The 23,178-nt window shown below is 40.5% G+C and carries 24 protein-coding genes; 20 read left to right on the forward strand and 4 right to left on the reverse strand.

Annotated elements, in window-relative coordinates:
* Positions 1-147: 147 nt before the first annotated feature.
* The gene (locus tag MOJ78_RS07955; protein WP_304980654.1) at positions 148-1,062 is read right to left on the reverse strand and encodes a DMT family transporter; all 915 of its coding nucleotides are present in this window, start codon (positions 1,060-1,062) and stop codon (positions 148-150) included.
* A 248-nt stretch (positions 1,063-1,310) separates the two neighbouring features.
* On the opposite strand from MOJ78_RS07955, the gene MOJ78_RS07960 reads away from it, so the two are divergent.
* The 9 genes from MOJ78_RS07960 to MOJ78_RS08000 all read left to right on the forward strand — a co-directional run bounded on the left by MOJ78_RS07960 (position 1,311) and on the right by MOJ78_RS08000 (position 9,880).
* Complete coding sequence (locus MOJ78_RS07960; RefSeq protein ID WP_304980655.1) at positions 1,311-3,674, forward strand: putative bifunctional diguanylate cyclase/phosphodiesterase; 2,364 nt, start codon at positions 1,311-1,313, stop codon at positions 3,672-3,674.
* Positions 3,675-3,783: 109 nt separating this feature from the next.
* The gene (gene iadA, locus MOJ78_RS07965) at positions 3,784-4,959 is read left to right on the forward strand and encodes a beta-aspartyl-peptidase (protein WP_304980656.1); all 1,176 of its coding nucleotides are present in this window, start codon (positions 3,784-3,786) and stop codon (positions 4,957-4,959) included.
* A gap of 263 nt (positions 4,960-5,222) precedes the next feature.
* Entirely contained in the window at positions 5,223-6,260 is a 1,038-nt protein-coding gene (locus MOJ78_RS07970; protein WP_304981206.1) for a glycoside hydrolase family 15 protein, read from the forward strand.
* Positions 6,261-6,423: 163 nt separating this feature from the next.
* Positions 6,424-6,696: a hypothetical protein gene (locus MOJ78_RS07975; protein WP_304980657.1), complete on the forward strand. Its 273-nt coding sequence runs from the start codon at positions 6,424-6,426 to the stop codon at positions 6,694-6,696.
* A 132-nt stretch (positions 6,697-6,828) separates the two neighbouring features.
* Positions 6,829-7,032, forward strand: coding sequence for a hypothetical protein (locus MOJ78_RS07980; protein ID WP_304980658.1), 204 nt, complete (start codon positions 6,829-6,831; stop codon positions 7,030-7,032).
* A 24-nt stretch (positions 7,033-7,056) separates the two neighbouring features.
* Positions 7,057-7,191 carry a hypothetical protein gene (locus MOJ78_RS07985; protein ID WP_304980659.1) on the forward strand — a complete coding sequence of 45 codons (135 nt, stop codon included), beginning with the start codon at positions 7,057-7,059 and terminating at the stop codon, positions 7,189-7,191.
* A 14-nt stretch (positions 7,192-7,205) separates the two neighbouring features.
* Complete coding sequence (locus MOJ78_RS07990) at positions 7,206-7,400, forward strand: hypothetical protein (protein WP_304980660.1); 195 nt, start codon at positions 7,206-7,208, stop codon at positions 7,398-7,400.
* A gap of 468 nt (positions 7,401-7,868) precedes the next feature.
* On the forward strand, positions 7,869-8,366 hold the full coding sequence (locus tag MOJ78_RS07995; RefSeq protein WP_304980661.1) for an RNA polymerase sigma factor: 498 nt from the start codon (positions 7,869-7,871) through the stop codon (positions 8,364-8,366).
* A 5-nt stretch (positions 8,367-8,371) separates the two neighbouring features.
* The gene (locus MOJ78_RS08000) at positions 8,372-9,880 is read left to right on the forward strand and encodes a zf-HC2 domain-containing protein (protein WP_304981207.1); all 1,509 of its coding nucleotides are present in this window, start codon (positions 8,372-8,374) and stop codon (positions 9,878-9,880) included.
* A gap of 13 nt (positions 9,881-9,893) precedes the next feature.
* On the opposite strand, the gene MOJ78_RS08005 is transcribed toward MOJ78_RS08000, so the two are convergent.
* Complete coding sequence (locus MOJ78_RS08005) at positions 9,894-10,115, reverse strand: hypothetical protein (protein WP_304980662.1); 222 nt, start codon at positions 10,113-10,115, stop codon at positions 9,894-9,896.
* A 162-nt stretch (positions 10,116-10,277) separates the two neighbouring features.
* Here MOJ78_RS08005 and MOJ78_RS08010 point away from each other — a divergent pair, with 162 nt between their 5' ends.
* Both MOJ78_RS08010 and MOJ78_RS08015 read left to right on the forward strand, forming a co-directional pair.
* Complete coding sequence (locus MOJ78_RS08010; RefSeq protein ID WP_304980663.1) at positions 10,278-10,691, forward strand: transporter; 414 nt, start codon at positions 10,278-10,280, stop codon at positions 10,689-10,691.
* A gap of 183 nt (positions 10,692-10,874) precedes the next feature.
* Positions 10,875-11,303 carry a cupredoxin domain-containing protein gene (locus tag MOJ78_RS08015; protein WP_304980664.1) on the forward strand — a complete coding sequence of 143 codons (429 nt, stop codon included), beginning with the start codon at positions 10,875-10,877 and terminating at the stop codon, positions 11,301-11,303.
* Positions 11,304-11,368: 65 nt separating this feature from the next.
* On the opposite strand, the gene MOJ78_RS08020 is transcribed toward MOJ78_RS08015, so the two are convergent.
* The gene (locus tag MOJ78_RS08020; protein WP_304980665.1) at positions 11,369-11,599 is read right to left on the reverse strand and encodes an IDEAL domain-containing protein; all 231 of its coding nucleotides are present in this window, start codon (positions 11,597-11,599) and stop codon (positions 11,369-11,371) included.
* A gap of 183 nt (positions 11,600-11,782) precedes the next feature.
* On the opposite strand from MOJ78_RS08020, the gene MOJ78_RS08025 reads away from it, so the two are divergent.
* Complete coding sequence (locus tag MOJ78_RS08025; RefSeq protein ID WP_304980666.1) at positions 11,783-12,199, forward strand: hypothetical protein; 417 nt, start codon at positions 11,783-11,785, stop codon at positions 12,197-12,199.
* Positions 12,200-12,551: 352 nt separating this feature from the next.
* On the opposite strand, the gene MOJ78_RS08030 is transcribed toward MOJ78_RS08025, so the two are convergent.
* A complete protein-coding gene (locus MOJ78_RS08030; protein WP_304980667.1) occupies positions 12,552-12,836 on the reverse strand; it encodes a late competence development ComFB family protein in 285 nt (94 codons plus the stop codon).
* A gap of 121 nt (positions 12,837-12,957) precedes the next feature.
* Here MOJ78_RS08030 and MOJ78_RS08035 point away from each other — a divergent pair, with 121 nt between their 5' ends.
* From MOJ78_RS08035 to hpaD, 8 genes are all read left to right on the forward strand, one after another.
* The gene (locus tag MOJ78_RS08035) at positions 12,958-14,793 is read left to right on the forward strand and encodes a GAF domain-containing sensor histidine kinase (RefSeq protein WP_304980668.1); all 1,836 of its coding nucleotides are present in this window, start codon (positions 12,958-12,960) and stop codon (positions 14,791-14,793) included.
* 1 nt (position 14,794) lies between these two features.
* Positions 14,795-15,436 (forward strand): response regulator, encoded by a 642-nt coding sequence (locus MOJ78_RS08040; RefSeq protein WP_304980669.1) that lies wholly within the window; start codon positions 14,795-14,797, stop codon positions 15,434-15,436.
* Positions 15,437-16,572: 1,136 nt separating this feature from the next.
* Positions 16,573-17,232, forward strand: a complete 660-nt coding sequence (locus MOJ78_RS08045) for a GntR family transcriptional regulator (protein ID WP_304980670.1) — start codon at positions 16,573-16,575, stop codon at positions 17,230-17,232.
* 84 nt (positions 17,233-17,316) lie between these two features.
* Entirely contained in the window at positions 17,317-18,246 is a 930-nt protein-coding gene (gene hpaI, locus MOJ78_RS08050; protein WP_304980671.1) for a 2,4-dihydroxyhept-2-ene-1,7-dioic acid aldolase, read from the forward strand.
* On the forward strand, positions 18,246-19,040 hold the full coding sequence (locus tag MOJ78_RS08055; RefSeq protein WP_304980672.1) for a fumarylacetoacetate hydrolase family protein: 795 nt from the start codon (positions 18,246-18,248) through the stop codon (positions 19,038-19,040). Before hpaI ends, MOJ78_RS08055 begins: the two co-directional genes overlap by 1 nt.
* On the forward strand, positions 19,021-20,538 hold the full coding sequence (gene hpaE, locus MOJ78_RS08060) for a 5-carboxymethyl-2-hydroxymuconate semialdehyde dehydrogenase (protein WP_304980673.1): 1,518 nt from the start codon (positions 19,021-19,023) through the stop codon (positions 20,536-20,538). The genes MOJ78_RS08055 and hpaE overlap by 20 nt, the downstream gene beginning before the upstream one ends.
* 76 nt (positions 20,539-20,614) lie before the next feature.
* The gene (hpaB, locus tag MOJ78_RS08065; RefSeq protein WP_304980674.1) at positions 20,615-22,090 is read left to right on the forward strand and encodes a 4-hydroxyphenylacetate 3-monooxygenase, oxygenase component; all 1,476 of its coding nucleotides are present in this window, start codon (positions 20,615-20,617) and stop codon (positions 22,088-22,090) included.
* Between the two features lie 12 nt (positions 22,091-22,102).
* The gene (gene hpaD, locus MOJ78_RS08070; protein WP_304980675.1) at positions 22,103-23,086 is read left to right on the forward strand and encodes a 3,4-dihydroxyphenylacetate 2,3-dioxygenase; all 984 of its coding nucleotides are present in this window, start codon (positions 22,103-22,105) and stop codon (positions 23,084-23,086) included.
* Positions 23,087-23,178 lie beyond the last annotated feature (92 nt).

The raw sequence follows: 23,178 nt of genomic DNA on the forward strand, positions 1-23,178 counted from the left end.
TTGCACCTAAAAAAACGATTTATTCTATGTTTTTTGTGGACAAGAGTATCCATATTTTAGGGATTATTGTCTTGAATTTGATCTTCGGGACTTTAACTCCTTTTATTCTATATGTCAAGGTCCCGAATCACCAATGGACTGTAATATTCACACAACCCGTCCTGAAACCTCACCTGTAACTATTGCCTTCTCACGACGTTTTCGGATGAACAAATATATACCTGATAAAATGATAAAACCACCAATTAATTGTTCTATTCGTAAGGTTTCATTCAAAATGAAGTAAGCCAAAATGGATGCCCCGATCGGCTCACCTAAAATACTCATTGAGATGACTGATGTACTCACATATTTCAATGCCCAGTTAAAAATCGTATGACCAAGTAATGTAGGAAAAAGAGCGAGTAATAAAAAGTAAATCCAGTCTTCAGCTGGGTATGGACCGAGTGAGTATCCGAGGGAAAGATCGTAAATGAATAAGGTAACGGTAGCCATCCCGTAGACAAGAAAGGTGTAAGGCATCAGATGGATTCGTTTTCGTACTTCTTGCCCGAATAAGTAATAGACGGTAACCGCTGCTGCTCCTAATAAAGCTAGAAAGTCCCCGAATAGAGCCATCCCGCTGATTTGAAAATCCCCCCAGCTGATGATAAGGCTTCCACCGATTGCAAGGGCTCCGCCTAACAAACCTTTCCAATGCAACCGTTCCTTGAAAATCAAGTAGGTTCCTGCAAATGCAAAAATAGGCTGAAGCGCAACAAGTACAACAGAGCTAGCAACTGAGGTGTAATTAAGGGATTCGAACCATAGTATAAAATGGATTGCGAGAAACACCCCTGATAAGAAACAAAAGAGGACATCACGACGTTGGATCAATCTGAAACTGCCTCGAAATGAAAGCAAAATGAAAGGTAACATCATTAATGTCGTAAATAAAAGGCGATAGCTTGCAATAACCGGTGCTGGAGCTGTTGACAATTTTACTAGGATAGCGGATGTGGATACTGATAGGACACCTATAGCAATCCCGATGTAGGGACTTATCCATGGTTTTTGGGACATGAAAACTCCTCCATTCTGTTCTGACCTAATCGTAGTTTATCATTATGTCCCGCCTACGGAAATCATAAATTGCATTACTGAAAAGCAATTTTGACTTCAACGCGGAATCGATTCGAGCAGTAAAACACACTAGAACGGGTGATTTTGTTGGAAATTCCGTTCATCGAAATAATTAAACAAAACCTCGAAACATGTCGATATAACATAATATAGTGTGATTTTTGATTGAACAGTTGGAGGCATGGGTCATGTTGATGAGTCGATTTAGTATAGGGGTTATTTCGTCCGTTTTCCTTTTATATTCAATTTACTTCTTAGAATGGGTGTCAACCGCTCAATTTTTACTTATTGCTATTCTCGTTTTTGGTGTGCTTTTCCTTATTAGCATCGGACTCGTTTTAAGAAGCTTAAATATTCATTCGAGCTTAACGAAAGTGCTCAGTTCATTTGTGTTCGCGAGTATTATTTGTTTAGGGGTTGCAGAGATTTCCCGTTATCTATTTCAAGAAAGCTATACTCAGATTAAATTTCTTTCAGATGGATTTTGGATTGGCTATGTCATTTTCATAACAGTTGGGCTTTTGTATGTGTTGTTTAAGGTAAGTACGAAATTTGATTATGCCTTCTTATTATTTGATTTACACATTTCCGTCGTCGTATTTGGAGCCATTACGTTGGTCACCTATATGTCTACGGCAAAGGATGTATCGCTCGTTTATGGGATATTATATCCACTAAGCGATTTGTTTGTCCTGTTTGTCTTGGCTTCGATGCTGATCGTTCATGAAAAACCGTTGAATCGTAACTTGTTGATTGGTCTATTTTGGGGGATGACTGTCAACTTGCTTACTGATGTTATGTTAGTAGTAAATTCTCTTGATGGAGAGCTTGAACGTATCCTGTATTTACCGCTCTACGGTTTTGGTATGTACCTCATGGCGGCATCATTCAAAACAGAGCAAAAAGCAGTTCCGCATCGTTATTTGCAAACGTTTTACATAACATATGGACGCTGGGAGTTAATCCGCCCGCTTATCCAGTACACTGGCGTTTTCGTACTGCTTTATGAATGTATCTTCATCTACAAGAACAATAACATTCTGTTTGGCGGCCTGATTATTACACTTATCCTTGTAATCTGTCGTGATTTACTTGGAATCGTACAGAATCAATCTCTGGTCAATCGGTTGAAGCTATTCAATCAACATTTAGAAAAGAAAATCGGTGAACGGACGAGAGAACTGACGGTGTCCCACCATGAGCTTGAAGAAGCCTTCAAGCAAATTGATTACATTGCGAGACACGACACATTTACTCAACTTCCTAATCGGCGATACCTTGAACAAATGATTGGCTGCAAGCTGATTGATGCTTCACGTACCCGCTCGATGGTTGCGTTAATGTTCATCGACATCGATCGATTAAAACATATAAACGATACGTTGGGCCATTCAATCGGTGATGCGCTGATTCTGGAATTCGTCGATCGTCTAAAAGAAGTGCTACCTCGCGATGTTTTTATGGCACGTCATGGCGGTGATGAATTCGCTGTTGTTGTTGATGAACTTTATTACGAAGAAGAGATTGAACAAATTGCAAAACAGGTACTTTCAACTACTGATAGCCCATTCCGCATTCATGGCAGGGACCTTTCAATAACAATGAGTATTGGAATTGCGTTGTATCCTGAAAATGGTGAAACGGTTGAGGACTTGATGAAGAATGCGGATCTTGCGATGTATAAGGCAAAAGATGAGCATCAAAGTCACATGGTTTATTATTATCCTGAAATGGACTACCAGCTCGCTGGACGGATGGCATTATTAACCGATTTGCATACTGCGATTAAACGAAATGAGTTTGAGATTCATTATCAACCGCAATTTAATATTAAAAATGGAGGGATGTCAGGGGTCGAAGCACTTGTACGTTGGCACCATCCTGAACGTGGACTTATCGCACCAGGGGAATTCATACCTCTTGCCGAAGAGTTTGATTTAATCATTCCGATAGATGACCTTGTAATGGAAACATCGATTCTCCAATTTCAAAAATGGGAAGAACAAGGATTTGCGCCACCAAGGTTAAGTGTGAATTTATGTCCACAACAGTTCATGGTTGGTAACCTTGTTTCTAAAATCTCTAAATTACTAGCCCAGACGTCATTTCCACCTGAAAAGCTTGTAATCGAGATTACTGAAAATATCGCCATGATTGAAAAAGATCTTCTGATTTCACAGCTGCGTGAGCTCTATGGAATGGGGATCCAGATCTCGATTGATGACTTTGGTACGGGGTATTCATCGCTTAGCTATGTGAAAAATTATCCGTTGAATCAACTGAAAATTGCCCGTCCTTTTATAATGGATGTACCGGCAAATTTGAACGATATTGCTATGGTAAAAGCGATTATTGATTTATCCCACCACTTCAAGCTTACCGTATTAGTCGAAGGGGTTGAAACGGAAGAACAGCTCTCTTTTTTAAAAACCGTACAATGTGAAGAGGTGCAAGGGTTTTACTTTTCAACACCTCTAAGTGCAATTGAACTTGAGCAGAAATATTTAGCAAATCATCTTAGAGATGAAGTGAAAACAGTAAATGCAGATTAACCTATTGGACGAAGTGATCGTCAGAGTACAAATAAGAGGATAGATTGTTTAAAGTGGCCTGAATTTATGTAAAATAAGCTTAATGATACAGGTACCGAGGAGGAGACTAGTGATTAAGCTAATTCGAAATGGAACGGTATTCTCACCTGAGAAATTAGGCAAAAAGGACATTCTTATTACTGATAAGCGGATTGCCTATGTTGGTGAATCACTTGAGGTGCCAGAAAGATTTGTTGATGTTGAAGTAATTGATGCTGACGGAAAATATGTTGTACCAGGTTTCATCGATTCTCATGTTCATATTATGGGTGGTGGGGGAGAAGGCGGCTTTAAGACACGAACGCCTGAGCTTATGCTGTCAGAAATCACCTGTGGTGGTATTACGACTGTAATCGGAGTCATCGGTACAGATGGAACGACTCGAACGATGAGTGCACTCGTTGCAAAAGCAAACGCACTAGAAGAGGAAGGGATTACTTGCTTTGTACACACTGGGTCGTACCAAGTACCTGTGAAAACGTTGACCGGTTCAATTGAACAAGATATATTATTGATCGACCGTATCATTGGAGTTGGAGAGATTGCGATTTCTGACCACCGTTCTTCCCAGCCTACGATTGAAGAGCTCACACGCTTGTCGTCAGATGCACGTGTAGGTGGACTATTATCTGGAAAAGCTGGGATTGTGAATTTTCACATTGGGGACAGTCCAACAAGACTTACCATGCTTGAGGAAATAGTGAATACAACGGACATTCCAATTACACAATTCCATCCAACTCATATCAACCGTAATCGTGAATTGTTTGAAGATGCAATTCACTTTGCGAAAAAAGGCGGTTATGTCGATTTTACGACAAGTACCATTCAAAAGTTTCTTGACCATGGAGAGGTCAAATGTAGTAGAGGATTGAAGGAAATGCTTGAAAGTGGTGTTCCGATCGAACAAATCACCTTTACTTCAGATGGACATGGAAGCTTACCTGAATTTAATGAAAACGGTGAATTTATCGGATTAGGAATTGGACAGGTTACATCTCTTTATGAGGAAGTTCGTTCAGCAGTCTTACATGAAGGTGTCCAATTAGAACAAGCGCTACAAGTTGTTACATCTACACCTGCAAAAATTTTGAAGCTAGACCGTAAAGGGAGAATTAAGCCTGGAAATGATGCGGATCTTGTGATCTTAGACGCCGATCGATTAGAGATTGATTCAGTTATTGCAAAAGGAAAAGTGATGGTCCAGGACAAACATCCTCTTATTAAAGGGACCTTTGAAAAATAAGAATACATTACTAAGATCAGCTCTTTTGACATTGAGCTGATTTTTTCATTTCCACCCTCTATTATAAAAGCAGGGTTTCCTTGTTATTTCTACCTTTTATGGGCTGACATTTAAAACAAAATCTGAATAAGCTAAAGCAATACCATGTGAAAGCGCTATCCCTTTGCAGAAGGGTCTTATCCTCTTTAATTATTGCTGTGTAAATGGTTGGAAAACTGGGAATAAAGAATACAACTAGGTGAGGAAGAGGTAAGAAAGTCATGATGAATTCAGATAAACTTTATCGTGTATTAGAGCAAATGCATTTGCCAAATGGAACATATAGAGCAAGCTTATCGTCCCACTATTCATACGTATGGATAAGGGACGTCTGCTACATCGTTCTTCCATTTCTGGATAAACAGGATAGTCGCTATGAAAAAGCTTATCATGCGTTACTTGATATGCTTCGGAACTATGAATGGAAAATTGATATACACCGGTTTCAAAAACCTGTATATCGATATGAGTATATTCATGCCCGCTATTCCCTTGAGTTGAAGGAGTTGCCAGTGGAATGGGGCCATGCTCAGCACGATGCGATAGGACTTTTTTTATGGGGGATTGGAAAAGGAATCGCCAGAGGAAAACGAATGCTGCGTGATGAAAAAGATCGGGAAATTCTTCAAAAGCTTGTTGAGTATTTAGATTGTGTTCGTTACTGGGAAGATGAAGACAATGGTATGTGGGAAGAGTATTCAGAGTTGCATGCTTCTAGTGTCGGAGCGTGTGTTGCTGGATTGAAAGCAGTGAAAATGATTGTGGATGTTCCTTCTGGTCTAATTAAAAAGGGGGAAGAGGCGTTACGTTTTTTGTTACCACGGGAAAGCTCGACAAAAGAAACGGATCTCGCCTTACTTTCGCTGATTTATCCGTTCCAACTCGTTTCAAGGAAAACTGCACGAGAAATTTTGAATCGGGTAACGAGCCGACTGGAAAGAAAATATGGCTGTATCCGTTACGAAGGGGATCGATATTTTAACGAAGGACGCGAAGCCGAATGGTGCTTTGGCTTTCCTTGGCTTGGTTTATGCTATGCGCAGTTGGGTGAACACCAACAATTTGAAACGTACGTAAAAAAGACCGCTTCAATCATACCTGAGAATGGGGAGGTCCCAGAGCTTTATATCGGTGGAACAGATCAACCGAATGAAAACACTCCTCTTGCATGGGCAGTTTCTATGTGCATTTTATTTCTTGAAGTTGCTGAGTCAAACCATTGTATGAGCAATACTGATTTGCTTTCAACAAGTGAGAGTTGACGCAAACAAGCTACGTTTAAAACATGGAAAATAATGTCGAAGAATACATGGTTTAACTAAAATATTTCATTAATATGAAAATTTCAAAATATCCAAAAATATGCTTTCTTCTTTGTTCTAATCTGATACAATAGAGTCAATCTAAGATAGGAGGGAAGCAAGTTTGGAGAAAATTAAACTCGGTCAGCCTCCCCATTGTCACAAGGTATCTTTTGATGGAAAAGCCTTTAAGATCAAAGGGTTACAAAACTTAGTAGTCCCACTCTCAAAGACGGAAACAGCAAAAGTCGACATTTTAGACGAAGAAACAGGAACATTGAAGCTAATCGGAAAAGGCACTATTCTTGCACAGCTGGAACTTCCACTTAGGTATTGTGAAGTCGGGCAAGGGTGGGTATTAGACAAATTGTCGAAACGGAAAAAGAAATCTGGATAAAATAAACTACGGGAATGTCTCTTCAGGAGTCATTCCCGTTTTAAATTGTGGTTATATGTATGAATTCCTTTATATACGTCAAGGTTATACTTAAAACCCCGATTATTAATGAAGGGTAAAGGAGTGATACCAATGGCTCATGAAGAAAAAAAAGAACGTAAAGACATACGGGAACTCCAATCAACATCATCTTTAAACCCAGATATCAGTTTCACAAATCCATTCCGCATAGATGATTCAATAGGCGGGGATTCCGTGGATGAGCATAATAAACTTGAAGATGCAAACGAGTTTATTGCAGGTGAAGAGATCAATCAGCAGAATGAAAATGGATAGAGGATGAAGGGGGAGATCGATACCATGCAAAGTTCTGAATTTCCAGTAGCGAACGTCAAAAAGGAAACTCTTGAGAGGATACAGCGATTTGAAAAGGAATTAAAAAAGGATAACAACGAAGAAATCGTCTTAATCGCATACCAAAAAGAACAACGGTAAGGGATGATAGCCTAATGGAAAATAAAAATAAGACCTCTAAAGCTGACTTTGATCGCCTTAATGATCGGGTGATCGCAGAAGCTCCGAAGGGTCCAATATTTGCGATCAAAACAAACCTTGATAGTGAGAATGTGTATGATGAAAACCCATATACCCCAAAGAACAAAGATAAAGATGAACAGTTTGAAGAGTATTTTGATGATGAATAGCATTTAAGAAAGCTTCCACCGCTGGAAGCTTTTTTTGCACGTTAAGAAATCTATAGTATAAGCGCAACTAGGACGATCGCCTACGAGGCCGTTAAGGAGACCTTGGTCATACCTTTAGGTGCATCCTTTTAGGGCTAAGGCTTGACGTTAGCCAAGTTTTCTTTATAGTTATTATTGTTTAGCAAAAAAATAGGCCCTTTCAAGGCCTATTTAAAGATTTACATACATGGGATTTATACACCTGGCGCTGGAGATTTCGACCCAGACAGGCAGACGGGCTTAGAGCAATAAGCATCGTACCCAGTTTATTTCCTCTTTCAGCATATCCAAGATTACCATGCTTTTTCCAAAAATGCAATTGATATTATAATAAAAATCCGAAAGACGAAATAATCCTAGCGAAAAAAATTCTTTTGTAACTTTAACAAAAGGAAGAAGTCTATACCATTAGAGAGAAAGGGGGAGGAAATGCCGGATCCGTTCAGTGATTTGTATGAAACCTATAAAAAGCCGATTTACTCCTATTTATTGAGAAACACAGGAAACCCCTACATAGCAGAAGAGCTAACCCATGATACATTCGTAAAAGCCTTTAAATCACTTAAAAGGTTCCGTGGTGAAAGCTCATTGAAGACCTGGTTATTTACGATAGCTAGAAATACATATATAAGTTATCAAAAGAAAAAATCCACACAATTAGAAATCAGTAACGATCTCATTGATGAACAATGGGTAGATAAAAACGACAGGTTAGGAGCAGTAGAAAGGCAGGAAAGCATTTCTTCCATCCTTTCTTTGCTTTCTGAAAGAGAAAGGTCATATTTACTTTTAAGGGACCAACAAGGAATGACTTATCGTGAAATTGCTCAGATAACAGGGGATACAGAAGGGGCTGTCAAGGTAGGGATTTATCGTGCTCGGAAAAGATTTAGAGAGAAATATGAGAGGGAGTTTGGAGGTGTTTGATCAAGATGCAATGTTCGTGTGATCTCGTTCAAGATTTATATCCACTATATGTGGCAGGGGACCTCAGTTCAACTGTTCAAAAAGAAGTTGATGAACATTTGAAGGAATGCAGCTCATGCAACTCAATCTATAATCGAGGCGAAGGATTTGATGAAGAGCGGCATCTTAATGAACTAGAAGTCGATGTTCCAAAATCACTAGATGACCGGGTACAGATGCGAATGAAACTAAGACGATTGAAGTTTATCGTTTTAGTGCTTTGTAGTGTTCTATTTTTGATCATTGTCAATCATTATCTGGACCAACGTAAAGAAGAGGTGTTTACTGCTTTCCATGATGTTTACGGTGGGGCAGAATATCTTCAGGATGTCATAGGTAGTACACCTGAAGCTTCAGGTGAAGAGCTGAACTTTTTAAAAGATATGTATTCAAATCGGATGTTTAAAGGGATACATCAATTAACCGATTCTTTAAATTGGTTTGAAGATCAAAAACTCAAGGGTTCCAGCTTATATATAAAACAACAATCCTTTTATACCACACTAGACAACCTCAACCTAAGGAAGAAGGATGGGAGATGGGATGATGTTGATCAAAAGACCTATGACCTACTAGTACAATATGCTGCTGAATATATGCTGGAAGTTACGGAGGATTATAAGAAGTTTAATCATGGCTACAGTTCATATTTTGAAACGGTAGATGTGAAGAACCTAAGTAAACCGGTTGAGTCAATCAACAGACTCAGTTATACGTACAATCGTTTTCACGAGTTGCCTGATCAAGTACAACAATTAAGTGAGGATGATCTGACAAATAGGATCGCGGATGTTTTTCAAGTTGACCCTGAAGAAGTATCCTTAGAGAAGGATTACGATTATAGATATCAATTCAGGATAGAAAATGAAAGTATCAGTGGAGAGGTGGATGCATTTTCAGGTTATCCGATACGATTGTCTTCATACGATTCTCCTGATGCAAAAGGGGAACTTTTAGAAGTCGATCAAGTACAAAGCAAAGTAGAGCCATTCCTTGATAAAATCTACGGTGAAAATAAAGCCTTTTCTATCGAATATCTTGGAATCAACGTCAATTATTCAAGCAATATTGATGTTAAGTATTATTCGTTCCGGGTTATGCCATTGTTTGAATCGTTACCCGTTTATGCATTTTCTGATCGTTCATTGATCGTTAATTTCGATGCACGGTCAGGGGAGTTAAGGATGATGCATAGTATTGAGGATGTACCATTACCATTGGATTTTAGTGTGGATGTCAACGAACAGATTTCACCTAAGCAAGGGTTAAAGGTACTCCAGGATAAAGTGGAAATTGAAGACAAAGAGCTTGCGAAAAAACGAATGTATGACTATGAAGATACGTATGTCATCTATTCTTCGACCTCAGGTGGCTTCGTTCCGGTTCATGCTTACGGTTTATCTGATCATGATCATACATGGCGCTACATCAATATTGAAAATGGTAAAGAAGAGCTGCTTTATAATAAATATTAAGAAGTACTATACTTTATATCCGTTTATCACTGTCATCATGTTTTTGAGAGAGTAAAATAAGCTCAAAGCAATTCGTACATTTAATATATGTAAGATCGGTCAATTGATGGATGAGTTTATCTTCTTCGATGTCTTCACGCATCTGGTGTTCGTATGGGGGTATATTACATTCATCACAAACATAAGAAGAACGATGAATCACTTTTTGATCATGATTAACGATATACTTAGACATAGTAAAACCTCCCAAAAGTCTATTATATAAGTATTCGTAAACATTGCTTTTTTTCGGACGTCACATACATTTAACCATACACAGTATGTACAAATGCCCAGCACTTAACAGTTTTATTTGACATACAATAGTCTGAAACCCAAAGGAAGGGGGAGTAAGACCATGAGCAATCGACAGCAGTTTAATCCATTGTCCTTTTTAGGGAATATTATCGGTGGAGGAGGTCAACAACAGGGTCCGCCATCCGGACCTCCTTTTCCTAGTGGCGGAGGTCCGCCTTCAGGTCCGCCGCCACAATTTACACCACAGCAATCGGCTACTACACAGCAATTTGGTGGTCCAGGTGGTGGAGCACAGCAGTTTGGACCGGGAGTTGGGACATATGCAGTAGATCCTGGAGCGATCCGTCCTTGTATCGGGCGTTATGTTTACATTTGGCTCAGAGGTGGCTTTGCTTTTTGGGCCTGGTTGACCTTTGTAGGTAGACAATCCGTAGCTGGCTATCGCTGGACTGGATATCGTTGGGTCTATTTTGGAATAGATCGTAGACGAATCGTCTCGTTTGTTTGTTATTAATGTCGAATAACGAAATTAAGAGTTTGAATTCCTTTGTAAAGATAAATGTCGGGACAAAGGAATCAAATTCTTTTTTTAGTTTTGAAAAGGCATGAATATTATTTTGAATGAAACCATCTGTGTTAGCTCAAAATACATATGAAAATTTTTTTTATCAAACATCAAACGAGGGAGGTATACAATATGAAAAGAAAAGGGATTTATGCTTCGATCCTTTTTTCCACGATGCTTGTGTTAGGCGCTTGTGGTGGGGGCGAAACGGATGAAGGTGCTGAAAACGATGACACTGGAATGGAAGAAGGAACAAACGAAGGCACTGAAGAAGGAGCTACCGAAGGCGGAGGCGAAACGACGTCATCGCTTGAAATTACTGCAACAAACTGGAAGTTCAATCAAGATTCTTATAAAGTGACGTCCGGTGAGGCTGTTACGATTAACTTCGAAAGTAAAGAAGGGGTCCACGGTTTAGGGATCAAGGGCAAGAACGATTTTAATATTAAGAAAAGCGGGAGTAAAGAGCTAACCCTGGAACCTGGAGAATATCAGGTTTACTGTACGATTCCATGTGGAGAAGGCCACGCGGACATGGTATCAACATTAATTGTTGAATAATGAAACAAGAGAAAGGGTGACCTCGCTGAGAAGTCACCCTTTTAACTATGTTTATTTCTAATTTCTCAGCTATTTCTATACTTCGAAAATTCCGAAGATCGTCTAATGAAAGCATCATAATCATTTTGGTCGAGGGCATCGTCAATTTTTTCTAGTAGTTTTTTCTTCTGAGTTACGAAAAGGGATTCATCAAGTACAAGCTGAGCGGCAAGTGACAGAAAAAAATGTTCGGCCCTCTTTTGTTTCTGTTGAGCCAGCTCCTTCATTTTGGCTTGATACGAGGTATGCTTATTCATGAGGATTTCCTCCCAAACCCTTTTTGTTATTATCTAAGATATGCAATATATTGTCAATCAGTTTTCAGAATATTAGATAAATTAATTCGAGATAGGTTGGAGGAACGGATCAATCGAATAAAAATAGCAGATAAACACAAAATAACGTTATCGATTATAAATAGAGCAGGGGTTGAATTAGACATGGAACGAAAGCCTTATTATGTAACAGTACAAGGTGGTACTAGCAATGGTGAAGTACGGGGAGTCAAAGGGTCGTCCAGTTATGATTTTGAAATCATTGCTACTGAGGATGAGGCTATTGCCTTAGACGAGCTGTTTAAGGAAGCGGATAATGCAGATACACTCGGTTATTTTCATTCACATTTCTTTTCAAACATTCTAGATACTGCAGATCAGGATCATCAAAAATACGACCGGCTTTTAAATCGGATATATGAAACGATTTATGAGCTGGGAAGCGATCAAACGAAGGCGGATATTGAAGAGATGAACATTTTGTCCCTTCTTTCGGAAGAAAAGCCGGATAGTGCTTTCTCAACTGGACCGACGATGCTACAAGGGAATAATGACGGTAAGCTTAATAATAATAACGAATGAGATTTTTCCCTGTCAGCATGTTTCAATTAAGGTATACTTATAGTAGGTGTAATTTAGGGATCATTATAAAACGGAACCAAAGCTTTTCAGTTAAAAGTAATTTAAACGCTATGTGTTACTAGTCGTCTCTGTTTGAAGGCAGATATTCAGTTCGTACACTATTCAATTGGAAAACGGCTTTATATGTAATTTGGGTTATCCAAAACCAGACAGCGGAATTTCTGTTCTAGTTTGATCAGAAATTCCGGCTATTCTAGAGGTGTAGAAATTGAGAATGAAAAATGAGTGGCTAGCACTCTTACTTTTAGGATTAGGATTACTTTTTGGAATCGTATATTGGTATTCTAATGGTTTATTTGGTTGATGGTTTCTCCAAATGTGAGGGCGAGTGATTCACGAGGTTGGATGCTTTGATCATTTCATTTAGAATATTGACTTTAGATTGTTCATCTAGATGTTGGGCCTTTACGTATGCATATCCTTTTTCCTTGGAAACATATCGAGGCTTTAGCTTATTTAAAGTAATTGCATAGACATCCTGCATACAGATTTCACACTTGCATTTTAGTGGCAAGTTGTTCCAATTACGTTCCATACAATCCATAGCCAACAACTCCATCACATTCATGACATTCATTGCAACGCCTCCTACACCAAAAACGAGGTGTCTTATTCGTCGATATGTAATAATCATAATATAGCAATAATTAACAAAAAATACTAGTTTATGAGTTATACATAGGAGGAGCTATAGAAAAATGAACATTTCATCCCGTGTCCGACAAGAACAACTCTCTAAACGAATACTAACTATAGTTTCAGTGTTCGGGTGGTTGTTGATTTCATATAGCATATTTCAATTTAAACCGATCACAGGTGATCTGTGGACACCGGTTGTACTCATTCTTTTTTTGTTTGTAACAGAACTTTATCCAATACCGGTTTGGAGAGGGATGACCTCATTAAGCTTTCCGCTTGTATATACCCTGGTAGTCATGTATGGGGTTTGGACAGGAATACTCATTTATGCAATGGTCAGTTTCATAATAAACCTGATAGCAAACCGTCCGAAACGCGTTGTTTGGTTTAATCCCGCCCAGTTATCGATTTCTTTGTGTTTCGCGCATTTCACTACTCTCTGGCTTCTTGAACGACTTGCAGGCACTATGTCAGGGGATCTAATCTATAACATTTTGCACGCATTGTTTTTCACTTTATTTTTTTACTTTATAAATAATCTTCTCATTGATTTGATATTATGGCTTCGACCGCACCCTTATCAATTGAAAGACTGGAAGCAAAAGATCCTGCAGGAAAGCATCATTGCTTTTGTTTCTTCTATATACATTACTTCCATGTTCTTGCTTGGGAGCCAAAATCGGGGAGTAGTCGACGTCTTTTCATATCTATTCTTTTTCGCCCCTTTAGTAGCTGTGTCGATTATTAGTGCAATCATCAGCCGGTTACAAATCGAGAAAAATCGTTTAAACGCATTATTCTCAATTACGAAAGAATTAAATCGAAAGCTTCCCTCATCAAATTGGGCCGAAATGTTAGAGCAAAGATTTCAGGAGTATATTCCAACGGATGCTTTTTTACTAATGACCAAGGAAGAAAAGGGATGGACCGTTTCGATTCGCGTTGGTGGGATTAACCCAAATCCAGAACAGTTATTTGAACGTGAATGGTTTGAGAACATTGCCGAAACGAGTCGGTATCGCCACCGCGAGCAAATACCTGATGAGGTGGAGCGTCTTTTTCACGAGTCGATCCGTTCAGTCGTCGTAACTCCATTACGAATCGAAGAAGAAATGCTAGGGATTATTTTAGTAGGTAAAACGAACAATCAAGGTTATCAGATAAGTGATTTACAGTTTGTTTCAACACTCGCCAACCAGATTGCAGTCATTTTAAAAACAAGGCTGTTGTTTTCAGAACGGGAGCGAAGAATCCTATTAGAAGAACGAAACCGTATTGCTAGGGAAATTCACGACGGAATCGCACAATCACTTGCAGGAGCAGTAATGAAGCTTGAAACCTCTAAACGAATTTTGGAAAAAGATGCAGGGCATTCCGAGCAGTTAGTCGAAGAAAGTATACAGAAACTTAGGGGGAGTCTAGGAGAAGTCAGGGAATCAATTTATGCTTTAAGACCGTATCCGACTGACAAGGTAGGAATCAAAAATGCAATTCAGTCCAGAATGAAGGAATTTACTAATGATTATCATATTCCAGCCACTCTGCAAGTAAGAGGTTCAACAAGAACGCTGCCATCCCATATAGAAAAAATTCTCTATGAAATACTTTCTGAAGGCCTGCAAAACGCAGGTAAGCATTCAGAGGCTACAAAGATGAGTATCGTATTAAAATACGGAAAAAAGGCAGTGATTTTAAGAATAAAAGATAATGGTCAAGGTTTCAAACTTTATCATGCACTCATGAAAGCGAAAAAGGATGCCCATTATGGTATTCTCAACATGAATGAATTGGCCGAGCAGGTGGAAGCTTCATTAAAAATAAATAGCCTTCCGCAACGTGGGACAGAAATCTTACTCATTGTCCCTACAGCGGACGAATATAAAGGGGAGAAGTAGGATGATTAAAGTATTGCTAGTCGATGATCATGCTGTTCTACGGGATGGATTGAAAAATATAATTGCAATCGAGGAAGAAATTGCTGTTGCAGGTGAACTTACGTGCGGGAAAGATATTCTTGAAATGATTGAAGCAACCCAACCTGATGTTATTTTAATGGACATTAATTTACCAGAAAAAAGTGGAATTGAGTTGACAGAACAGGTAAAGACTCACTATCCAAACTGCAAAGTGCTTGTGCTTACGATGTATAAGCATGAAGAGTATTTTCTTGCAGCATTAAAAGCTGGAGCAGATGGTTATTTATTAAAAGATGCCCCGTCCGATGAAGTGATTGATGCAATTCACACAGTAGCTCGCGGTGAATCGATTCTGCACCCGAGCATGGCAAAAAAACTGATTGATTTTCATCATAAGAAAAAGCAGTCTCACTTGAAAACGAGCGAACTCACTGAACGGGAAAAAGATGTATTGTTGTGCCTTGTTGAGGGGCTTAGCAATAAAGAAATTGCAGAAAGGCTTTTTATTAGTGATAAAACAGTGAAAATTCATGTGAGTAATATTTTGAAAAAATTAAGTGTAAAAAGCCGCTCTCAGGCGATTATCTATGCGGTGCAAAATCAGATTGTAGCTTTGCCATAAATTAATAGTCAAAATTATAGAGTTGAAACAGGCTGTCGAGGATATCCCGGCAGTTTTTTCTTTTGCAATCAATTTAAGAGGCAGTTGAGTGTTCTAATTTGTGAATAAATGGGTAATTTGATGACTTAAGAGGTATTAAGTGCACTTATAAGTAAAATACTGGACAATTCAGTTATCGGAGACGATATACCAGTAATTGATTGAGGCTCCATATAAAACCCTGCCCATATCCAAATACAGGTTGAAGCACATTGTATAGAATTTCACACAAATTAATGGACTTGACTCAATAATTGGGGGAATGCACGCCGAGTAGAGCGCACATGAGGTTGGCAATAATTAGGAGAATATGGTCCGAATAGAGCGTAATCGGACATGAGATTAGCAATAATTAGGAGAATGTAGTCCGAATAGAGCGTAATCGGACATGAGATTAGCAATAATTAGGAGAATATGGTCCGAATAGAGCGTAATCGGACATGGGATTAGCAATAATTAGGAGAATGTGGTCCGAATAGAGCGTAATCGGACATGAGATTAGCAATAATTAGGAGAATGTAGTCCGAATAGAGCGTAATCGGACATGAGATTAGCAATAATTAGGAGAATATGGTCCGAATAGAGCGTAATCGGACATGGGATTAGCAATAATTAGGAGAATGTGGTCCGAATAGAGCGTAATCAGACATAGGATTAGCAATAATTAGGAGAATATGGTCCGAATAGAGCGTAATCGGACATGGGATTAGCAATAATTAGGAGAATGTGGTCCGAATAGAGCGTAATCGGACATGAGATTAGCAATAATTAGGAGAATGTGGTCCGAATAGAGCGTAATCGGACATGGAATTAGCAATAATTAGGAGAATGTAATCCGAATAGAGCGTAATCGGATATAGAATTGGCAACAATTAGCGGGAGCGCGTCGGATAGCACGTAATTGGATACGAATATATCTATTACTAGAACATTGTGGGCGAATAGGACGTGATCCCGGATAATCTTTATAAACTAGGGTATTAAAAGCAAAAATCCTTCCCAGCCACCCTATCGAACTATCTTCCTATTTTTCTGATAAGGGTAATAATTCTGAAAATATAATTGAAATCATATATGATTTTATATATCATGGATGTATGAAAGCGCTTAACTTAACTAATATGAACAAGCAGCAATATGCGTATAAGTTGCTGCGTGCTCGAATTTTAGACGGCTCTTATGGACCAGGCTATCGGATTGTGATCGACCAAATTGCACGTGAAATTTCGACGAGTGCTATTCCTATCAGGGAAGCCCTTCGTCAACTGGAATCGGATGGATTAATTCAGTTCAAGCCATACAGCGGTGCAATTGTAACCCCGATTAATGAAAATGAATATTTAGAAACACTATCTGTACTCGCAGTGATCGAGGGTTATGCTACATCACTCAGTTCTCAATACTTTCCTGCTGAACGCATTCCAGAATTAATGGTAATCAATGAGTTGATGAAGTCTGCGATTGATGATTTGAACTTTGAATCGTTTGGTCAGCATAACCGCCAGTTCCATGCTTTGACGTATGAATACTGTGACAACAAATATTTGGTGGAGAACATTCGAAATACGTGGAAAAGACTGGATTCGATAAGACGAGCAGGCTCCGCATTCATGCCGTATCGTGCAAAAGAATCTGTACTCGAGCATGATCAAATTATACGCCTAATTGAACATAGAGCCGACGCATCTGAAGTTGAAGCCTATGTTCGGGACCACAAACTGAATACGGTCAAATCGTTTTACCATCAAAGACATTGAATGTTGTATCGGAGAGGAGGATAACTCTGACAGGTAGTACAAATGTAAAATCCTTTATTTTTATAAAAGAAAGGGAGAGGAAACATGTCTAATCTAGATGAGTTGAAACAGAGATTAAGAGGGTCGATTGCTCCAATAATCACCCCGTTCAAGGAGGATGACTCACTCGATCTCACCACATTGGAAGAACTGATCGATTGGCACATTGATAGTGGGACTCATGGAATATCCGTATGTGGAACAACCGGGGAACCTTCCTCACTCACAATTGAAGAACGTGTTCAAGTTATGGAAACAGCTGCAAAAGCTGTTAATGGACGAGTTCCATTTGTACCCGGAACAGGATCAACCAATCATGAAGAAACACTTTACCTCACGAAAAAGGCAAAAGAAATCGGTGCGGATGCAGCGATGGTTATCGTACCGTACTACAACAAGCCTTCACAACATGCGCTTTACAAACACTTCAAAGCAGTAGCAGACACCGTAAATATTCCGACCATCATTTACAACATCCCAGGACGAACAGCCGTGAATATGGACGTAAAAACAATCGCACGTCTTAATGAAGATTGCGAGAATATTATCGGCATTAAAGAATCGAATAAAGACTTTGAGCACGTCAACCGTGTGTTGTTGAATTGTGGACGGGACTTTCTCCTTTATTCCGGTATCGAACTGCTCTGCTATCCGATGCTTGCCATTGGTGGAGCGGGCTATATCAGCGCTACAGCCAATGTCATGCCTGGAAGAGTAGCTGATGTTTACAACTATTGGGCGAATGGTGACATTGGAAAGGCCCAAGAATTGCATTATGATTTGATGCCGCTGAACGATGTGTTATTTAAAGACACAAATCCAGCTCCGTTAAAAGCCGCACTCGGGATGATGGGAAGACTTAATCCGAAGTTGCGTTTACCGATGGATCTTCCGAGTGAAGACCTACAAAATGAGATACGTTCTGTTCTCGATCACTATGGACTAATTACTAAAAATGTAGGGAGTAATGCTTGATGAAAACTGCACGATTTATCGTAGAAGGAAGAGAGCAATCCGGGACTATGGCCGATGGTCAAATTGTCACATCCTCTGGGAAGGTGTATCACGTAGATGATATCGAGGTTTGGCTTGCGCCTTTTCAGCCGAATAAAATGATCGGTTTAGCATTGAATTATGCGGACCATGCTGATGAGCTCGGACTTGAACGACCAAAAGAACCAGTACTTTTTATTAAGCCTAACTCTTCAATTGTCGGTCATAAAGCTCCAGTTTATTATCCAGACGGGGCTACATACATGCATTACGAAAATGAGCTTGCCGTTGTAATCGGGAAAGAGGGTCGGAACATTAAAGCGTCTGACGCAATGGATTACGTAAAAGGGTATACGATCGCAAACGATGTGACAGTCCGGGATTTCGTCAACAACATGTACCGCCCGCCTGTACGAGCAAAAGGACATGATACGTTCGGACCGATGGGGCCTTTCTTTGTCGATAAAGAAGATATTCCAGATGTGAATAACTTGGAACTTCGCTCGTACGTTAACGGGGAACTTCGTCAGCAAGGAAATACAAAGGATCTGATCTACAACATTGAGGATTTAATCGAGTTTATTAGCTCGTTTATGACATTGGAACCGAACGATGTAATCTGGACGGGGACACCGAAGGGTATTTCCCACGTTCACCCAGGTGATCATGTCCGACTAGAAATCGATCATTTGGGATCCCTTGAAAACCAGATCCTTGACGGAAGAACAGAACAGGTAGCGGCAGGGGGTGCCGACAATGACAAAGCCAACAATTAAAGATCCGGTTCAATTGTACATTGGTGGGGAATTTCGATCTGCTCACAAAGGTAATACGTTTGAAAATAAAAGTCCTTACACACAAGAAACGTTAAATGTAGTGGCGGAGGGACGGTCGGAAGATATCGACCTGGCAGTTAAAGCTGCAAGGGATGCTTTCCGAAATGGTGCCTGGGGCTCGATGAAAGTCAACGAGCGGCTAAGCTACATTTATAAAATTGCCGATCTGATTGATAAGAACATAGAAGAAATTGCTTACCTTGAATCGATTGATACGGGGCTTCCGATTAAACAAACGAAAAAGATGACCTCACGTGCCGCTTCCAACTTCAGATTTTATGCGGAAATGGTCAAAAATCGAATGGTTGGAGAGGCATACAAGGTTGATGATGAGTTTTTGAATTATACTGTTCAAAAGCCTGTAGGTGTAGCAGGACTGATCACGCCTTGGAATGCGCCATTTATGCTTGAAACGTGGAAGATCGCCCCAGCGTTAGCGACTGGAAATACGGTGATCCTCAAGCCTGCCGAATGGTCCCCGCTTACTGCCAATAAGCTGGCCGAGATCGTGGATCAAGCTGGCCTCCCTGAAGGAGTTTTCAATATCGTGCACGGTTTTGGAGAAACAGCTGGCGCTTCCTTAGTTGCACATCCCGATGTTCAACTCATTTCGTTTACAGGCGAAACAACAACGGGTTCCGAAATCATGAGAAACGGGGCAGCAAGCTTAAAACGTTTCTCCATGGAGCTTGGGGGAAAGTCCCCGATCATCGTTTTTGATGATGCGGATATCGAACGCGCGCTTGATGCATGTGTCTGGGGGATCTTCTCTTTTAACGGTGAACGATGTACGGCAAATTCTCGCTTGTTCCTACAGGAGTCGATTGCGGATCGGTTTATCGAACAATTGAAAGAACGCGTATCGAACATCATCGTCGGAGATCCGTCAGATATGAAAACGGAGGTAGGCCCGCTCATACATACGGAGCACTTCAACCGTGTAAAACACTATCTTGATATTGCAACAGAAGAAGGTGCTGAGGTGTATCAAGGCACTGTACCGTCTGGACTTGAAAATGGGTACTTTGTACCGCCGACCTTACTTTTGAACGTAAAAAATGAAATGCGAGTCGCGCAGGAGGAAATATTCGGACCTGTACTTGCTGTGATGACTTTCACATCTGAAGAAGAAGCGGTTCACATGGCAAACGATATTCGTTACGGTCTTGCAGGATATGTGTGGACGAACGATATGAAAAAAGGACACCGTGTTGCCGAAGCTGTTGAAGCGGGAATGCTCTGGGTCAATTCTCAAAACGTCCGTGATTTGCGAATCCCGTTCGGCGGCTCGAAATTTTCAGGCATCGGTCGGGAGGGTGGTCATTACGCCTTTGAATTTTACACAGAAATGAAAGTGATTCATGTATCTACCGCAGAGCATCATATACCACAGTTCGGGAAAGCAAACCTAGCATCAAGTACAGCTACACAAAAATAACTATGATCGGGTGAGTCGACCAGTTGGTTGGTCCATCCGGAAAGTCTACTAAAATACTTGTTCAGGAGGGATCCGATTGGGTGCAAGAAGTGGGAAACAGTATATTGATGGATTGAAAATGGCAAAGAACAACGTATGGATTCATGGTGAAAGGGTGGAGGACGTAACTGAACACCCAGCATTAAAAAACGTTATTCAATCAATGGCGAATTTAATGGACCTTCAGCATAAAAAACCGGAAAAAATGCTTTATACATCACCGGCCTCAGGAGATAAAGTGGGTCTTTCATTTATTGCTCCAAAGACAATAGATGACTTGATACGCAGAAGAGAGATGTTTACAGAATGGGCTCGAGCTACTGGCGGAATGATGGGAAGAACACCAGATTACTTGAATACGAGTGTAATGGCGTTCGGAACTGCTGGGGATTTTTTCGCTGAAGCAGACCCGATGCTTGGTGAAAATGCACGAAAGTACTATGAGTATTGCCGAGAGAACGATGTAACGCTGACGCATACGCTCATCCATCCTCAGGTGAATCGCTCGAAATTGCAGCACGAACAAAAGGACCCAGGAGTTTCAGCGCAAATCGTTGAAAAAAACAAGGATGGCATCGTCGTAAATGGCGCACGGTTACTTGCAACTCAGGGTGGGATTACTGATGAGATTGTCGTATTCCCGTCAACGCTCAACAAGGCTTCCTCACATGATGATCCTTATGCGATGGCGTTCGCAATTCCGAACAACACGAAAGGATTGAAATACGTTTGTCGTGAATCGTTTGATGTTGGGAGAAACCAATGGGACCACCCATTAAGTGCCCGTTTTGAGGAAAGTGATGCGATTGTCATTTTCGAAAACGTCTTCGTACCTTGGGAAAGAGTGTTTGTGGCCGGTAACTCTGAAATTTGCAACCGGACATATGTAGAAACAAACGCGATGGTACATATGACGCACCAGGTAATCGCCAAAAACACCGCTAAAACTGAATTTGTTTTAGGTGTCATCCTTAGTATGATTGATGCGATTGGAATTGATCGATTCCAGCATGTAAAGGAAAAGGCATCAGAGGTCATGATCATACTTGAAACGATGCGATCCCATCTCTTCCGTGCAGAACAAAATGCATCCTTAGATAAGTACGGGAATATGACTCCAGACTTTGCACCGTTGAATGCAGCGCGGAACTGGTACCCTAAAATGTACCAACGAATGGTTGAAATCGTCCGATTACTCGGTGCTTCAGGGCTTATGGGAACACCTACACAGGAGGATTTTACGAACGAAGACATTGGTGATCTTGTACATCGTTATACACAGGGCGGTCAGATTGATGGCTATGAGAAGGTTCAATTATTCCGTCTAGCATGGGATATCTCGTTAAGCTCATTCGGTGGACGTCAAGCCTTATATGAGTATTATTTCTTCGGTGATCCGATCCGCATGTCTAACGTATACTACGACGTTTACAACAAAGATCCATACAAGGAAATGGTCAAATCGTTCCTTGATCAAGTGAAACCGACAACATCCCAGAACGTGAACGTATAAGGAGGAGCCTGGATGGATTTCAATATTATCCGTGTTGCACGAGTTGTGATGAATGTGACAGATTTAGAAAAGGCAAAAGCGTTTTACGTAGATGCCCTCGGTTTTGTTGAAACAGAACGAGACGATGAACATCTTTATTTGCGGGGATTAGAAGAGCACGTTCATCACAGTCTAGTTTTGAAAAAGGCTGATAAACCTGGGGTCCAATCGATCGGATACAAGGTTATGACGGATGAACAGCTTGATGCATTGGATCGTTTTTTTGAGAAAAAGGGAATGAAAACACGTTGGCTGAAACAAGGAACACAGCGTGCACTTGGGAGAGGCTTAAGAGTCCAAGATCCCTCAGGACTGCCGCTCGAATTCTTTGCAGAGATGGAGGCGGCTGAACGGTTGCTTCAACGCTATGATTTGTATCACGGTGCCCGGATTCAGCGGATCGATCATGTCAACTGTATGGTGCCAGATGTGGAAGCAGCCCAGTCGTTTTATATGAATGAGCTTGGGTTTAAGTGTTCGGAGTATACAGCAACAGAAGATAACCGCGTTTGGGCGGCATGGCTTCACAGAAAACCGACTGTTCACGATCATGCGTTCATGAACGGAAAGGGACCTCGATTGCACCATGTCGGCTTTGCGCTTAGTGATCCGATGAGTGTGATTCATTGCTGTGATGTACTGGCGTCAATGGGGTATGCTCATTCAATTGAAAGAGGCCCAGGACGTCATGGATTGTCCAATGCGTTTTTCTTATACCTCCGTGACCCTGATGGGAACCGTATTGAGTTGTATACAGGTGATTACCTCACGAGTGACCCTGATTTTAAGCCGATCCGTTGGGATTTGAATGATCCGAGACGAGCAACCTTCTGGGGACATGCGGCTCCGGATAGCTGGTTTAATGAAGCAACCGAGGTTCTGGATGTTCACTCCAGTATGGAACGACCACAATCTGAACCGATTCTCCAACAGCACAAGCCTGATTTTGTAACTTGATGTAACGCTAAAAAGGGATGACTTAAGTAATATTGTCATCCCCTTTTGTTGCTCACATGTGATGTATAGCTACAGCACCCAGCTCTCGGATC

The organism is Alkalihalobacillus sp. AL-G, assembly GCF_030643805.1.
Lineage (GTDB): Bacteria > Bacillota > Bacilli > Bacillales > Fictibacillaceae > Pseudalkalibacillus.

What these genes read in the sequence shown, in the direction of transcription:
- hpaD (WP_304980675.1), top strand. Translation starts at nt 22,103, where the DNA reads ATGGATTTCAATATTATCCGTGTTGCACGAGTTGTGATGAATGTGACA.
- MOJ78_RS07960 (WP_304980655.1), top strand. Translation starts at nt 1,311, where the DNA reads ATGTTGATGAGTCGATTTAGTATAGGGGTTATTTCGTCCGTTTTCCTT.
- MOJ78_RS08000 (WP_304981207.1), top strand. Translation starts at nt 8,372, where the DNA reads ATGCAATGTTCGTGTGATCTCGTTCAAGATTTATATCCACTATATGTG.
- hpaE (WP_304980673.1), top strand. Translation starts at nt 19,021, where the DNA reads ATGACAAAGCCAACAATTAAAGATCCGGTTCAATTGTACATTGGTGGG.
- MOJ78_RS08010 (WP_304980663.1), top strand. Translation starts at nt 10,278, where the DNA reads ATGAGCAATCGACAGCAGTTTAATCCATTGTCCTTTTTAGGGAATATT.
- MOJ78_RS07995 (WP_304980661.1), top strand. Translation starts at nt 7,869, where the DNA reads ATGCCGGATCCGTTCAGTGATTTGTATGAAACCTATAAAAAGCCGATT.
- MOJ78_RS08035 (WP_304980668.1), top strand. Translation starts at nt 12,958, where the DNA reads ATGAACATTTCATCCCGTGTCCGACAAGAACAACTCTCTAAACGAATA.
- MOJ78_RS08005 (WP_304980662.1), bottom strand. Translation starts at nt 10,115, where the DNA reads ATGTCTAAGTATATCGTTAATCATGATCAAAAAGTGATTCATCGTTCT.
- MOJ78_RS07990 (WP_304980660.1), top strand. Translation starts at nt 7,206, where the DNA reads ATGGAAAATAAAAATAAGACCTCTAAAGCTGACTTTGATCGCCTTAAT.
- MOJ78_RS07980 (WP_304980658.1), top strand. Translation starts at nt 6,829, where the DNA reads ATGGCTCATGAAGAAAAAAAAGAACGTAAAGACATACGGGAACTCCAA.
- MOJ78_RS08030 (WP_304980667.1), bottom strand. Translation starts at nt 12,836, where the DNA reads ATGAATGTCATGAATGTGATGGAGTTGTTGGCTATGGATTGTATGGAA.
- MOJ78_RS08055 (WP_304980672.1), top strand. Translation starts at nt 18,246, where the DNA reads ATGAAAACTGCACGATTTATCGTAGAAGGAAGAGAGCAATCCGGGACT.
- MOJ78_RS07985 (WP_304980659.1), top strand. Translation starts at nt 7,057, where the DNA reads ATGCAAAGTTCTGAATTTCCAGTAGCGAACGTCAAAAAGGAAACTCTT.
- MOJ78_RS07970 (WP_304981206.1), top strand. Translation starts at nt 5,223, where the DNA reads ATGAATTCAGATAAACTTTATCGTGTATTAGAGCAAATGCATTTGCCA.
- MOJ78_RS08045 (WP_304980670.1), top strand. Translation starts at nt 16,573, where the DNA reads ATGAAAGCGCTTAACTTAACTAATATGAACAAGCAGCAATATGCGTAT.
- MOJ78_RS08025 (WP_304980666.1), top strand. Translation starts at nt 11,783, where the DNA reads ATGGAACGAAAGCCTTATTATGTAACAGTACAAGGTGGTACTAGCAAT.
- MOJ78_RS07955 (WP_304980654.1), bottom strand. Translation starts at nt 1,062, where the DNA reads ATGTCCCAAAAACCATGGATAAGTCCCTACATCGGGATTGCTATAGGT.
- MOJ78_RS08040 (WP_304980669.1), top strand. Translation starts at nt 14,795, where the DNA reads ATGATTAAAGTATTGCTAGTCGATGATCATGCTGTTCTACGGGATGGA.
- MOJ78_RS08015 (WP_304980664.1), top strand. Translation starts at nt 10,875, where the DNA reads ATGAAAAGAAAAGGGATTTATGCTTCGATCCTTTTTTCCACGATGCTT.
- hpaI (WP_304980671.1), top strand. Translation starts at nt 17,317, where the DNA reads ATGTCTAATCTAGATGAGTTGAAACAGAGATTAAGAGGGTCGATTGCT.
- MOJ78_RS08020 (WP_304980665.1), bottom strand. Translation starts at nt 11,599, where the DNA reads ATGAATAAGCATACCTCGTATCAAGCCAAAATGAAGGAGCTGGCTCAA.